We start from the raw sequence: 13,366 nt of genomic DNA on the forward strand, positions 1-13,366 counted from the left end.
ATTGACAACATGCAGACCGGTTCCACGCTACACGATGACCAAACTGGCATTTCCGCGCTCGGCGGATTGGGCGCGCAGGCGCCCGGCGCATCCGGCAGGCTGCTGCCGGAGATCTGGATGCAGGACGGCGCAAAGCGGGTCGAACAGGCGCTGACGCGTCTTCTCTGCCCCGAGGACGACGGTGAGACCGAGCTGATGGCGGCGATGCGCTACGCTACCTTGCATGGCGGGAAGCGCACCCGCGCCTTGCTCTGTCTGGCTGCCGGCGAACTGGCCGACACCCCGGCGCACATGCTCGACGTCGTCGGCGCCGCCATCGAGATGATGCACGCCTGTACCCTGGTCCACGACGACCTGCCCGCAATGGACGACGACGTGCTTCGCCGCGGCCTTCCGACCGTGCACGTCAAGTTCGGCGAAGCAACTGCGATCCTGGTCGGGGATGCACTGCAGGCGCACGCCTTCCTGACCCTGGCGAGCCTTGATGCCCCGGGCGACAACCGTATCGCGCTCGTGCGCGAACTGGCGCAGGCAGTGTCCGCCGAGGGTGCCGCAGGCGGGCAGGCCATAGATCTGTCGCTGGTTGGAAAGCACGTTGAGCTGGGCAGGATCTTGGCGATGCACCGCATGAAGACCGGAGCGCTAGTGCGCGCGTCCGTTCGCATGGGCGCACTATGCGCCATCGCGGAGGATGCCGCGAACGCTGAGCTGTACTGTGCGCTCGATCGCTACAGCGCCTGTTTCGGCCTGGCGTTGCAGGTGGTCGACGACATTGTCGACGCGACAGCGGATAAAGCGACCCTTGGCAAGACGCCCGGCAAGGACGCGGCGGCGCAGAAGCCGACCTGCGCGTCGATCATGGGGCTAAAGGCAGCGCGCCAGTTCGTCGCGGATCTGTTGCGCGACGCGGAGGATGCCATCGCCCCGCTGGGGCCGCGTGCGGAACGGTTGGCGCAGATCCTGCAGCGGGCCAACGCATATCTGTTCACGCACGCGCCATGCGCATGAGCGCGCCCGCCCGCGTGGAACCGCCCCTGTGCCGCTGCGATCGGTGGCAGCAGCGGTGCATGCTGTGCGGTTTCCGAGTCCGCGTCGCCGATCGCAGCGGTTGCCTAGCACTGCCGCGGCGCGCACGCGGCGACATGCGCGTCGTCTGCCCGATTCTGGTTTTTGTCAACCGTCTGCAGAAGGAACATCCCGCGTGAACGCGCTGTCCGAACAGATCCTTTCCGAATTGCGCCACCTGCTGAGCGAGATGAGCGATGGCGGCGGCGTCGGTCCGTCCGTCTACGACACGGCGCGAGCTCTGCAGTTCCGCGGCAACGTCGCCGGTTGGCAGGACGCATATGCGTGGCTCATCGCGCAGCAACAGCCTGATGGCGGATGGGGAAGCGCGGACTTCCCGCTGTTCCGCCATGCGCCCACGTGGGCGGCTTTGCTGGCATTGCAGCGTGCCAATCTTCTTCCCGGTGCTGCCGACGCAGTCCAGGCTGCAACCCGGTTCCTCCGGCGCCAGCCCGATCCCTATGCGCATGCGGTGCCGGAAGATGCGCCGATCGGTGCGGAGCTGATCCTGCCGCAGCTTTGCGGCGAGGCCCCATCCTTGCCGGGCGGCGTGGCGTTTCCGCGCTACTCGGCGCTGTTGCCGTTGCGGCAAGAGTGCCTGGTCAAGCTGGGGGCGATGGCAATGTTGCCGAGCGGCCATCCGTTGCTGCACACCTGGGAAGCCTGGGGGACGTCGCCAACCACCGCATGCCCGGATGAGTACGGCAGCATCGGCATCAGCCCGGCGGCCACCGCCGCGTGGCGTGCGCACGCCGTAGTACAGGGGAGTACGCCGCAGGTCGGGCGCGCGGACGCGTATCTGCAAGCGGCATCGCGGGCGACGCGCAGCGGCATCGAAGGTGTCGTTCCCAATGTCTGGCCGATCAATGTGTTTGAGCCATGCTGGTCGTTGTACACCCTGCATCTGGCGGGGCTGTTCGCGCATCCCGCGCTCGCAGACGCGGTGCGCGAAATCGTTGCGCAGCTTGAAGCCCACCTGGGCGTACGCGGTCTTGGGCCGGCCTTGCACTTCGCCGCCGACGCGGACGACACCGCCGTTGTGTTGTGCGTCCTGCGCCTTGCGGGCCGCGACCCGGCAGTCGACGCGTTGCGCCAGTTCGAAACTGGGGGGCTGTTCGTCACCTTCCCCGGCGAGCGCAATGCCTCGGTGTCGACCAACATCCATGCCCTGCATGCGTTGCGACTGTTGGGAAAGCGCGCCGCCGGCACCAGCGCCTACGTCGAGGCCACTCGCAACCCGCACGGACTGTGGGACAACGAAAAATGGCACGTTTCATGGCTGTATCCCACCGCACATGCGCTCGCTGCGCTGGCGCAAGGCAAGCAACAGTGGCGCGACGAGCGCGCGCTGGCGGCGCTGCTGCAGGCGCAGCGCGACGACGGCGGCTGGGGCGCCGGTCGTGCGTCCACATTCGAGGAAACCGCCTATGCGCTGTTTGCGTTACATGTGATGGATGGGAGGGAAGAACCCATAGGGCGCGCGCGCATCGCTCAGGTGGTGGCGCGTGCGCTGGAATGGATGCTCGCCCGCCATGCGGCGCATAGATTGCCGCAGACGCCGCTGTGGATCGGCAAGGAACTGTATTGCCCGACCCGGGTCGTGCGCGTGGCCGAACTCGCCGGATTATGGTTGGCGCTCAGTTGGGGGCGGCGCGCTGCCGAGGAAGCAGGAGCAGCGCCATGATCCAGACCGAAGGCGCGCTGCAGCAGGTGCTGGAGTGGGGTCGTTCCCTGACCGGGTTCGCCGACGAGCATGCCGTCGAAGCGGTCAGGGGCGGCAAGTACATCCTGCAGTGCATCGACCCGAGCCTGCGAGACATTAGCGTTCGCACGGGCCGCGATCCGCAGGACGAAACCCTGATTGTGGCGTTCTATCGCGAACTGGCGCTGCTGTTCTGGCTCGACGATTGTAACGACCTTGGCCTGATCACGCCAGAGCAGCTCGCCGCGGTGGAGCGGGCGCTGGGACAGGATGTGCCGTGCGCGCTCCCTGGATTCGAGGGCTGCGCTACGCTGCGGGGTTCGCTGGCCGCGCTCGCCTACGATTGTCGTGACTATGCTCAGCTTCTCGACGATACCCGGTACTACTGCGCGGCTCTGCGCGCCGGACGCGCGCAGGCGCAAGGGGCGGAACGCTGGTCCTACACCGAATACCTGCACAACGGCGTCGATTCGATCGCCTACGCGAACGTGTTCTGTTGCATGTCATTGCTCTGGGGGCTGGACATGGCGACGTTGCGCGCGCGTCCGGCGTTCCGCCAGGTCCTACGGCTCATTTCCGCGATAGGGCGCCTGCAGAACGATCTGCATGGACGCGAGAAGGACAGGTCGGGCGGCGAGGCCGACAACGCGGCGATCCTGCTGTCGCAGCGCTACCCGGCTATGCCTGTGGTAGAGTTCCTCAACGACGAGTTGGCCGGCCATACGCGCATGCTGCACCGGGTGATGGCGGAAGAATGCTTTCCGGCGCCGTGGGGACCGCTAATCGAGGCAATGGCGGCCCTCCGCGCCCAGTACTATCAGACCTCCACCAGCCGCTACCGCAATGACGCTGCGGGGGAATGCCAGTGTGCGCAGGCCTAAACGCGCGGCAAGCGGCGACATGCGCGCGCTGCCGTCGGTCAATGGCAAACAAGGATGGGCTTATAGCGATCTGGGAGGAGCTTCGGCATAGGCTTTCGGGTTGACCGGCTGCCATGAGTGGCGGCCTTCCTAAGCAAACCTCGTGTTGCCATCCATGCCGGGCCCGCTCCGATCCGTGTTGGGCAGGACAGGCCTCTCCATTCGCATTCGTGCGGAATGTACCATCGGCGCAATCAACCAACGAAAGCAAAAGCTATGACGATCAACCGCACGCCACGAATCCAGAGCCGGAACGACCTTCTCCGCTCGAGCTGGCTACCGGCAAGGTGCTCGTAACGCAAGGTATCCGCAGGCTTCCCGATCCCACCCGGTCCCGCATTGCCGACGCCGTGCAGGACTTTAACAGCTTCACGCCCGACAACGATCCCCATGACAAGTACGATTTTGGGGGCGATGCTGGCTGATGGACACGAGGTGTTCTGGAAAATCAACTACTACGTCAGCGATATGATGCATGGCTCCGAAGATCCGACCGACGCGATGCAAATCGTCCGTGTCCTCGCGATCATGCTGGCCGAGGAATACTAAGCCGGGGTGTCCTGCCGCGGGTAGAGAGATGCGGCAGCGGCGGGCAAAAGAGCTATACAGAGAAAATCTATCTTTGCTCACATTGTCACGCTTCGGCCGTCTGCTCGCCGGCCTGTTCCTGTTCCTCGGCGAGAATACCGACAATCGAAAGAACCCGGTTCCTGATTCGGGGCGACAGACGCAAAATGCCTTCAATCAGTCGGCGACCGTCAGCCGTCGACAGGTATGCGATACGTTCGTCAATCTCCGCGGCTTCTTGGTGGGGAACTCCGCTGCCCGGCTCCGGCAGGCCTTCGAAAAACCGCGCCACTGGCACATGCAGGCAACTTCCTATTTCATAGAGCATCGAAGCACTGACGCGGTTTTTGCCGCTTTCGTATTTTTGCATCTGTTGAAAGCTGACGCCGACGCCCTTGCCCAACTCGTTCTGCGATAAATTGGCTTGAATTCGGAGAATGCGGATCTGTTGTCCGACGTGGCGATCGACGGGATGGATCCTCGCATCCGATGGCGACGGCCTTTGCCGCGTGAAACTAGATTCGAAGTCTGTGATATCACTCATGCCGGCTCCCTTAAGGTCGCAAAAGGGCATGATAGGGGCAACCAGACGTCTCGACTTTCAAATTTGTGATGCGATTACATATTCTTGATGCGAAATTCACGAGTTTGGCGAGTTCTGCCGCAAAGCACGTCACCCGATTGCGCCCAGCTTTGGGAGCGATTCTGTCCGTCCGCTGCGCCGCGAACGGATCGCCATTGCGCGGTTGGCTGGAACACGTCGACCTTCAAACTGACCAACGGTCTGACAAGACGATACCGACTCGCGTCGAAACGCTTTTGTCGTCCCTTTATAGAACAAGTGTCGCGCCGAAAAATGTACACAATAGGGGATCAACGCTCCCGTTTCCCATCATGTTGGGGCCGATTTCGGCTCCGACAATTGCTGCCGCTGGTCGTCATTCAAGTATATCCGCAAAGGGCCAACGGTCGCACATTCACCCTCCCCTGGACCGGCAGCGTTCAAAGTCTTGCCAGACCCCATGGGCGCAGAGAACATGGTCGGCATATCGAGGCTGGTGCCTTCGCGGCGGGAACGCGCCGTCATGCCCGAGCCATGCGGCAAGGGTATCGTGCTCTGGACGCTGCGCTATGGTGATGAGGTGCGGGATGGGGAAAACTATTTTGCCGCAATCGATGATGAAGAGCCAGAAGCGGAACTGATGCCGCTCGTGCAACAGCTCATCAAGAAACAGACTCAGCGCTGGAGCCCGAAGATGGTCGCCGATCCGATGCAGGAGACGCTGCTTGACATTATCAACACAAAGAAGAAGCAATTGAAGAAACCGTCCAAAGCCATGCCGAAGAAGAAGGCTGAAGCTTTGACGGGCAATGTCATCAACATCATGGATGCGTTGCGCAAGTCCATCGAGAACGAACGGGGTTCAGGGAAGCAATCGACGAGATGACGACAAGACGCAAAGCCTCGATGCCGCTGCTCGACGAATCCGGCTCGACCCTTCAGTCACGCCAGGTGCGAAAGCGCGATCCCGCCCAGCCAAGCCTGCCCTTCGATCCGATGCCCGAGCGCATCGAGCCGTGCCTGGCGCTTTTGAAGCCGACACCACCGAAGGGAGCCGACTGGCTGTTCGAGGTGAAATGGGACGGCTACCGTCTGGCGCTCCACATCCATCGGAAGGATGTGAAGGTCATCACTCGCGGAGGCCACGACTGGACGCACCGCTTTCCGGCAATTGTCGATGCGGCGCGTGCACTCGGGGTCAACAGCGCCATTCTCGACGGCGAAGCCGTCGTGCTTGACAATCAAGGCCGCTCCGACTTCGGGGCATTGCAGCGCTCGCTTGGTGGCCGCGGCGGCAAAAAGGCGTCAGACGAAGCGATCCTATATGCGTTCGACCTTCTCTATCTTGACGGCCACGACTTGACTGGCACCGAGCTTTCGGTGCGGCGGCATCTGCTGGAGGATCTCATTTCACCGACGAGCGACGGCGCCGTTCGCCTGTCGCAGGAGATGGCCTTGGACGGCGAGGTCCTGCTGGAGCACGCATGCCGGGCAGGGCTTGAGGGCATTATCGCCAAGCACCGCGACCGGCCATATCGCTCCGGGCGCACCGGCGATTGGCAGAAGATCAAGTGCATCCAAAGCGAGAGCTTCATGGTCGTCGGCTATGAACAGTCGTCCTCGGCACGCGGCGGCATCGGTAGCCTGCTGCTCGCCGCGCGGAAAGGTTATGATTGGGCCTATGTCGGCTCGGTCGGAACCGGCTTCAACACGAAAGATGCCGAATACCTGCGCAAGACCCTCGATAAGCTGAAGACAGCCAGGCCGGTCGTGCCGCTGAAGGGCAAGAATCTCGTCTTTGCTCAGCCGACAATTATTGCCGAAATCGAGTTCCGCGGCTGGACACATGACGGCAGCCTTCGTCACGCCTCCTACAAGGGTCTAAGGGAAATCCAGGACAACGCCGCAGTCTTCGACATTGCCGAGCGGCCTGCGCCAAGCGAATAGAGCGCTCGAGGCTTTGGGGAGTACCGCATTACCTCCGGGGGAATAGTAGCCTGGCTCTCGGATGGATGGGAGGATTACTGCCAGCAGTTGACCGCCGTATGGAGACGCGGCGACCGTAAACAGGGGCTCGTCTTTCCATAACGCGTCTGACAACATTTCCCGCGTGCCAAGGTCGAAAATCGAACGCATATATGTTTCATTGAACGGATCGGACATATCGTAGTGAAGCTGGCAATCAATAGAGGCTACATGAAGCTTGGCTTCAGTCCGACGGGCATAGCCGTATAAGGCCATCAGAGAATTCCGTTCCTGCGCCTTGACCAACATCGAATATGCCCTTGCCATCACAGGCAACGTGCTGTCCGACATATTGGAGAATTCCGGGATCAGAGCGTTATTGACGATAACATTCAGGTTGATACATCGGCAATCAGGCTCCGTAACGAATCTCTTATATGTCAGAATTGACTAAAGCGATCTGAGAGCTGCCGCTCTGAAAGAGCCTCGATATCCTAGATTATTGCCGGCGGCCGGGGACGTCTGAATGTTTCCAGGCAATGACATTTGTGAGAAATTTTGTTTCTAGATCTGGTGATGTGCGCCAGGTGAATAACGGGTTCGGCCCGATGCGATGGCGCCGGGCAACTATGCTACCCGTTACATCTGGCTCACAACTTTCCTAAGCAATGACAAGCTCTCGGCCATCGACGAGCGACGATGGCGCTCTCGGCTTGACAGTGATCGCGTTATGTATGTTCGCCCCGACCATGGGGGGTCGGAAAGCGCTCTTGGAACGAAGGGTACCTGCGTGGGAATTCAGCCCGAGCGAAATAGCAGGTGCAATTGCCCAGAGAGCTCAGTTTCTCTAGCTGGCAGATCCATCGCCTTCGATCTGTCCATTATCAATCCGCGAACACGCGTCGACATGGAACGGGTGTCAACATGCGCTTTATAACGCCGTAGTCCGATTCTTATCATAGCTGCGCCCTAGATCGTATTTCGGCAGGACGCCGAAAGCCGCACGATACTCCTGAGAGAAGCGGCCCATCTGTATAAACCCCCAGCGACGCGCGATTTCACTGACCGTCGCAGATGGCGTGGCAGTTAAAAGATCGCGACGTGCGCCATCAAGGCGGAGCTGCCTCAGATAAGCCATTGGAGTGACGTTCAAAAAACGTCGAAAATTGATCTGAAGTGCCCGCACGCTGACGCCCGCTGCCGCTGCCATGTCCGCAATCGTGATAGGCATTGCGATATGTGCTCTGGCAAACTCCAGCGCTCTTCGAAGCTGGCGAGGCGCAATGGTCTGCACCGGCGATTTCGTCTGCGAAAACGTGTGAGGCAGATTCTGCACCATCAGCAGACAGAACATCTCTTGGAAGCTCGTCAGGGCAAGGGGAGAAACCTCTAGGTTTTGATCGGCGCAGATCTCATCTCGGAAGAAACGCATGAGTTTTAAAAGAGGTGCCGCCGGTCCCGCTGTCAGGTCCTGCAGGGGAGCGAATTCGAAATCGACAGGTGGCAGGCGTTCGAAGGTGCTGATCAGAGCGGCGTTTACTGCGCTCCTTGGGATGCAGAATCCCTCCGCAACAGAGCCTGCGTGAATGTTCACCGCGGAATAGCGGTCGGCCGTCGTCAGCAGTCCCGTGCAGGGCGTGATAGCATGACTTATGCCGCCTGTTGCCAGGTCATAGCAGGTTCCATGCTCGACAAAGAACATGAAGTCATCATTCTCGATCGTGACGGAAAAGGCGCGGTCCGTTGAAGTCGATCCCGTCCAGCCCACCATCTCGCCGGCGCCATGGACACCGAATGAGAAAAGACCGCGGCTATCGCTACTGAGAGGCCGATAGAAATTGTCGTGCTTTTCACCGTTAAGCCATTCGGAGACCTCACTGGTTGTGAGCGACGTCGCCTCGAGCTTAAGCGTCAGAATTTCGGTCAACTTGCTCCACCAAATTCACTGTTTTGTCGCGCGCTTGGAGTGACGGCAAACAACTGGCCCCCTGTCAGCTTCTAATGAAAAATTGATTGACCTCAAATAGCCATTTCAGGCTATTTCGCGCATGTCTCTTCCTCGGACGAAGCTATTTGACCTTTGAGCAAGCGGGCCGCTCATGGCGCGAGCAAGACGCGTATCAGTGACGACAAACCAAGAAGCAATTCGCCAGTTTCGCTCGCCATGATCGACAGCCTCGGCGATCAGACCGTCTCGGCAACTTCGTCGCCCATCCACTGCTTGTCCTCGGCGATGATATGACAACCGACCACATATCGCCGGCAGGCCAGATATCCGCCGGCAGCGAAGCGGGCAGGCATTTGATCGTCGAGGGCAATCCTGCAGACGACCCTGAACGTCTATGCCACCCGACGCGGAAGCTGGAAAGCGATGGTCAAAGGACTTTCCCACAACGGAATGGCGGCCAACCTCCTCATCGACGGCCGATCCGCGCGCCACACGATCCATAGCGCTTAAGGCGAGGTAGGCCCGTTATGGGAGGTAGGCCAACGATATCAAAAGGCGGACTGGATACGGTGATCGTTGCAGGAGAACGCTAGGGCGCCGGCTCGTCGCGGGATTGGGCTGCAAAGGGCGCCGGTCTCTTGGGCGCCGGGGCGATCCTGATCGAGGCGAAGCTTTCTTGGCTTCCGGATCCGCAGAGCGCTGATGAGCCCCGCAAGGCCCACGCCGCCGCCTTCGCCCGCACTACCGCGGGGTCTCCGACAATTGGATTGGCCAGACGCTTCATTGTCGCGACAGCGTCGTCCTCATCCACCGTCATGAATGCGTCGGCAACACGCGCCAGTATCCGCCAGGCGACAGCGACGGCTCGTAGCATTCGAGCATCGCCACGACGTGTCGGAGACGATAATCCACTCATTGGCCTCGGCGACCCCTGCAGCCTCCTTAACGGAATCATCGTAGGTTCCGGCGACCCTGATCATCTCCGCTCCTCATCTGGCAATCAAACGCAATCCTTGGTCTGACAACATCGTCGCCAGTCGGTGGATGGAGGTTTGGACGCCGGAAACGGTCTTCGCCATCCGGCCGTCCTGCTGCGATGCTCTGTCGAAACAGAAGCTCAGCAACGTAATCGCCGCCATCAGGAGCACTGTGAGCAGAGCCGACTGGGTTATGGTGGTTGGTTCAAATGGCACGCAATAGAGCAGCATGTTGCCAAAGGCGAAGGTGAAGAGGCTCGTGCGACCGAAGAACGTTAGCGATCTCCACAGCGCGGTCGGCGCAATCGACTGGCGCAGGGTAAGCAGGACAGCGGCGGCCGTAACGGCAAAAGCACCGAGAATGCCGGCGGCGAAGTAAAGCGGATGGCTGTCCAGTCGAATGGCCATGTTCCCAAGGCCTCTCTTCGTTTCGCTATCGAGTATCCACGCGCCCGCGATGAGCGACAGTCCGGTGCCAAGGAGCACAAGCCAAGCGCGCCGAGTCATCCCTGCGGCCACACCCGAAGCCGAGCCCATCAGAATTTTCCCGAGGGCCATTCCGGATATGACAAGCGTCATGCCATGCAGGACGGAGGGGCCACCGAGCTTGGCTCCCCCTATTCCGAACAGGAACATCGCGAGACGGTCCACTTCCGTTGGCAAGCCAAATACTACGGGGCTTGGCAGCCCGCGCAAGACCGGATGAAGAATGTGAATGGCGACGGCCAGGATCAGAAGCGGAACTAGGCCCAGGCGATTGCGCGTCCATAAAAGGGCGGGAGCCACAGTCAGTGCGATTGCGTAAAACTTCAGAATGTCAGTGAATGGGGTCACCCCCAGCATGAAGATCGTCGATAGGGAAAAGAAGAACGAGTATTCCGACTTCGCGAAAAAAAGAACGACGACGGAAAGACTGTATAACAGCCAGCATTGAATGGCCCGCGACCACAGACGAGCGATCGATATACTGCGCTTGTCGGTATCAAATCGTGGTCTGTATACGACTTCAAGCATCGTTCCGAAAAGAACAATGAACGTTGGCGTTGCAAGCGCCATCATTAATTTAAGACCATCAACATAGGCTCCCTTAAAAACGTCTGCCAATTTGGACACCGCCAAGACGTGACTTCCCATAGCCAGGAAAATCGCACATGAACGAGCCACATCGATCCCAACTATCCGATTTATCTTCATATTTACTCTCATGCTCCGGCAATTCGGCGCCTTGATTTTCAGTTTCGACCTCTAATAAGCATCTCCGAAAGATCGGTAAAATTGATTGGTTGGATCGCAATGATCTAAGCAATGGATGGTGGAAGGCGTTTTGAGGGTCTTCGCGGGCAGTTTCACTCCTGTCCTTGGCGTAGCGCGACAAATCACGCCAACAGCCGGCGCGCCATTTTTCAAAACTCTCCTCTGCGAAGCGGTCCTCGCCGCACGAGCATGAAAACACTCCTTGCTATGGCTGCCGTCCCATCATGACGGAATGGAAAAGCACGGGCGATAAACTCCAGTACAACGGCACTCGCAGCCCACATGTTCAGCGCGATGACCGATGGCGCTTCTTCCGCCGCGCACTCGTCACGACAGTCAGGCTAATATGTTCACATCATTTCTGACTGCGTGCATATCGTGGGTCATCTGGAAGCTCTGGCGAGGACGGCTGGGCCTACGTGCAGGCTGATGTCTGCCCACACTCGCTCGATAGCCACAGTAGGGAAAATCCGCCTGCAAGGCTCGCAGCAAGTAAGCATATCTGCCCATGACGGTGCTTCGTCTCTTGCAAAATTCTCACGCAAGAGGGACTTTCGACAAAGTGCCGTGCCGCTTCGCAGTTCCGCCCGGTACCGGCTAGGTTGCCTGTTTTAACGAACGTCAAGTTTTCCGTACATGAGATTGGAACATGATCAAATCCGAACTTATCGAAATTGTCGCTCATCGCAGACCCTTTCTGCATTTGAAGGATGCGGAAAGGATCGTTGATGCGATCCTCGAGGAAATGGCTGAAGCGCTGATGCGTGGCGACAGGGTTGAGCTAAGAGGGTTCGGCGCGTTCAGTGTCCGCCATCGCTTGTCGAAATCAGGCAGAAACCCAAAGACGAACACATCGATATTCGTCGAGGAGAAGTGGGTTCCCTTTTTCAAGGCGGGAAAAGACATACAGTATCGCCTGAACGCCGCGAGCAACCTCGATGCCCGAAGAATTGCTTCAAGAGGTTAGCTGCGATAGCGCTCGCACTCCAACCAATAAAGCCAACATGGGGAAGGTTATGGCAAGGAAAGTCAAATGGTTTGACGCGAACAAGAAGTACGGCTTTATAAAACTGACGATGGTGGCCCGGATATTTTCGTGCATCTCAGTGAAGCTATAAAGGCGAAGCTGCCTCATCTGACTCCAGGCGTACCCATTTCCTATACTCTTGAGATTGAAGACGGCAAAAGGTCGGCAAAAGAGCTCTCGCCAGTGACTATCAGCGCTGATCCAAAGTCCCCCGCCCGAACGATGAAGGAGCCGCCGAACGATTTTACGGACGAATTCGAAAGGGAATGGGGATTACGGCAAGCCTGAAGCTGGCTCGGTTGTTTTCCGGCCTTTAAATTCGGGCGTTGCCTTGTCTTTTCGCTTGGCCTTACAACGAAAGGCCAAGTCGATTTCTCTTGGCCGGTCCCGCTTGCAACCATTATCTGTAGCCCAGACCTTTTTGTTTCGCGCGCGAGGTTCTACGTGGCATATGATTGGAACGGCGCCAGAACACGGCGTATCAAGATATTGAAGTTCGTTGTTTCGCTCTTGATTGGTCTGACGCTCTTGGCCGGCCCTGCTATAATGCTTGTCCGTGCTCATCCCTAGGACAAACACCATGGGCCTCGAATATACCGAGATCTGGCGATGGATATCCACGACTCGCCATTGTCTCGCCAATTGCGGTGGAAAACAAAGCCCGATCGGCCCTGCCCTGTGGATCACTTGGGCATTTCCCTGTGGCGATCCAGCGCCTCAAGCACCGGGATGATTCCTTCAGCTACTTGCGGAGACAGATGCTCAAGTATGATACCGGATCGCACAACTGTTTCGAAGGAACGAGCGTCGACGACGGCGTAGGTATGATCTTCATCTTCAACTAGCGAGTAACTTTGCATGGCATGGATCTCCATAAACCTGTGCCTGACGATCAAGATGCCGGACACCGTACCGAATGATGCACTGGCCGTCACGTCTCCCGAGCGACATTAATCGAACATCGTTATCAAAGAAGACGAATTGGCCGGTCTGCCGAATTTTCGCAATATGGTGAGACCTCAATGCAACGACGCCTGCTCAGACACGCGCAGTTCATTCACGGCTGCATCGGCGATCTCTCAGCTTGACTTTGTACATTATGCGGCGAAGCAAATCGCCTGCGCCATACGGACAAGTCGCCCTGGCGGTATTTTATGCATTTCCAGGTTTGACGGTGAGTGTCGATAAAGATCGTCGCTCCACAAAACGAGACGCACAGCGCCAATCGCATCTGTGAATGTCAGATCGGTTTTCCTGTACCATGCCGCCGCGTAAGGGCGCGTGGTTTGGCTGAGAACATCTCCCGCCCACAGCGTCACGAGACTATAGAGGGCCAAAAGTGAAGGTGTCGTGCGGATGATGGCGTTGCCATTCCACTG

At 58.9% G+C, this 13,366-nt stretch carries 11 protein-coding genes and 2 pseudogenes; 8 read left to right on the plus strand and 5 right to left on the minus strand.

The genetic code is table 11. From position 1 onward, the window contains the following. Nucleotides 1–9: 9 nt before the first annotated feature. The 5 genes from PH547_RS31855 (at nt 10) to PH547_RS31875 (ending at nt 4,236) form a co-directional block, all read left to right on the plus strand. Entirely contained in the window at nt 10–1,008 is a 999-nt protein-coding gene (locus tag PH547_RS31855; protein WP_004120020.1) for a polyprenyl synthetase family protein, read from the plus strand. 193 nt (nt 1,009–1,201) lie between these two features. After that, nucleotides 1,202–2,749, plus strand: a complete 1,548-nt coding sequence (locus tag PH547_RS31860) for a hypothetical protein (RefSeq protein ID WP_004120019.1) — start codon at nt 1,202–1,204, stop codon at nt 2,747–2,749. Continuing rightward, nucleotides 2,746–3,648 carry a terpene synthase family protein gene (locus tag PH547_RS31865; RefSeq protein ID WP_004120017.1) on the plus strand — a complete coding sequence of 301 codons (903 nt, stop codon included), beginning with the start codon at nt 2,746–2,748 and terminating at the stop codon, nt 3,646–3,648. The genes PH547_RS31860 and PH547_RS31865 overlap by 4 nt, the downstream gene beginning before the upstream one ends. A gap of 113 nt (nt 3,649–3,761) precedes the next feature. Further along, on the plus strand, nt 3,762–4,112 hold the full coding sequence (locus tag PH547_RS31870) for a DUF3768 domain-containing protein (protein WP_120764175.1): 351 nt from the start codon (nt 3,762–3,764) through the stop codon (nt 4,110–4,112). Continuing rightward, complete coding sequence (locus PH547_RS31875) at nt 4,078–4,236, plus strand: DUF3768 domain-containing protein (protein ID WP_015341978.1); 159 nt, start codon at nt 4,078–4,080, stop codon at nt 4,234–4,236. Before PH547_RS31870 ends, PH547_RS31875 begins: the two co-directional genes overlap by 35 nt. A gap of 85 nt (nt 4,237–4,321) precedes the next feature. Here the strand turns inward: PH547_RS31875 and PH547_RS31880 are convergent, their stop codons facing one another. Further along, on the minus strand, nt 4,322–4,828 hold the full coding sequence (locus tag PH547_RS31880) for a helix-turn-helix domain-containing protein (protein ID WP_004120015.1): 507 nt from the start codon (nt 4,826–4,828) through the stop codon (nt 4,322–4,324). Between the two features lie 415 nt (nt 4,829–5,243). Here PH547_RS31880 and PH547_RS31885 point away from each other — a divergent pair. Continuing rightward, nucleotides 5,244–5,702: pseudogene (locus tag PH547_RS31885) on the plus strand (Ku protein); the annotation flags it as partial. Further along, nucleotides 5,699–6,763: a non-homologous end-joining DNA ligase gene (gene ligD / locus PH547_RS31890; RefSeq protein WP_004120011.1), complete on the plus strand. Its 1,065-nt coding sequence runs from the start codon at nt 5,699–5,701 to the stop codon at nt 6,761–6,763. The pseudogene PH547_RS31885 and the gene ligD, both read left to right, overlap by 4 nt. A 949-nt stretch (nt 6,764–7,712) precedes the next feature. On the opposite strand, the gene PH547_RS31900 is transcribed toward ligD, so the two are convergent. After that, nucleotides 7,713–8,708, minus strand: coding sequence for a helix-turn-helix transcriptional regulator (locus PH547_RS31900; protein ID WP_065091957.1), 996 nt, complete (start codon nt 8,706–8,708; stop codon nt 7,713–7,715). A 1,010-nt stretch (nt 8,709–9,718) separates the two neighbouring features. After that, nucleotides 9,719–10,819 carry a DUF418 domain-containing protein gene (locus PH547_RS33995; protein WP_425349256.1) on the minus strand — a complete coding sequence of 367 codons (1,101 nt, stop codon included), beginning with the start codon at nt 10,817–10,819 and terminating at the stop codon, nt 9,719–9,721. Between the two features lie 790 nt (nt 10,820–11,609). Here PH547_RS33995 and PH547_RS31910 point away from each other — a divergent pair. Continuing rightward, nucleotides 11,610–11,927, plus strand: a complete 318-nt coding sequence (locus tag PH547_RS31910; protein ID WP_004119995.1) for an integration host factor subunit beta — start codon at nt 11,610–11,612, stop codon at nt 11,925–11,927. Nucleotides 11,928–12,670: 743 nt separating this feature from the next. On the opposite strand, the gene PH547_RS31920 is transcribed toward PH547_RS31910, so the two are convergent. Continuing rightward, complete coding sequence (locus PH547_RS31920; protein ID WP_120764172.1) at nt 12,671–12,922, minus strand: hypothetical protein; 252 nt, start codon at nt 12,920–12,922, stop codon at nt 12,671–12,673. A 162-nt stretch (nt 12,923–13,084) separates the two neighbouring features. Then, nucleotides 13,085–13,366: pseudogene (locus tag PH547_RS31925) on the minus strand (IS701 family transposase); the annotation flags it as partial.

Origin of the sequence: Rhizobium cerradonense, from assembly GCF_030182455.1 — a bacterium.
In the GTDB taxonomy this organism is placed as follows: Bacteria; Pseudomonadota; Alphaproteobacteria; order Rhizobiales; family Rhizobiaceae; genus Rhizobium.

Coding starts and splice junctions, on each gene's coding strand:
- PH547_RS31855 (WP_004120020.1), top strand. CDS start 10: ATGCAGACCGGTTCCACGCTACACGATGACCAAACTGGCATTTCCGCG.
- PH547_RS31865 (WP_004120017.1), top strand. CDS start 2,746: ATGATCCAGACCGAAGGCGCGCTGCAGCAGGTGCTGGAGTGGGGTCGT.
- PH547_RS31870 (WP_120764175.1), top strand. CDS start 3,762: ATGAGTGGCGGCCTTCCTAAGCAAACCTCGTGTTGCCATCCATGCCGG.
- PH547_RS31875 (WP_015341978.1), top strand. CDS start 4,078: ATGACAAGTACGATTTTGGGGGCGATGCTGGCTGATGGACACGAGGTG.
- PH547_RS31880 (WP_004120015.1), bottom strand. CDS start 4,828: ATGCCCTTTTGCGACCTTAAGGGAGCCGGCATGAGTGATATCACAGAC.
- ligD (WP_004120011.1), top strand. CDS start 5,699: ATGACGACAAGACGCAAAGCCTCGATGCCGCTGCTCGACGAATCCGGC.
- PH547_RS31910 (WP_004119995.1), top strand. CDS start 11,610: ATGATCAAATCCGAACTTATCGAAATTGTCGCTCATCGCAGACCCTTT.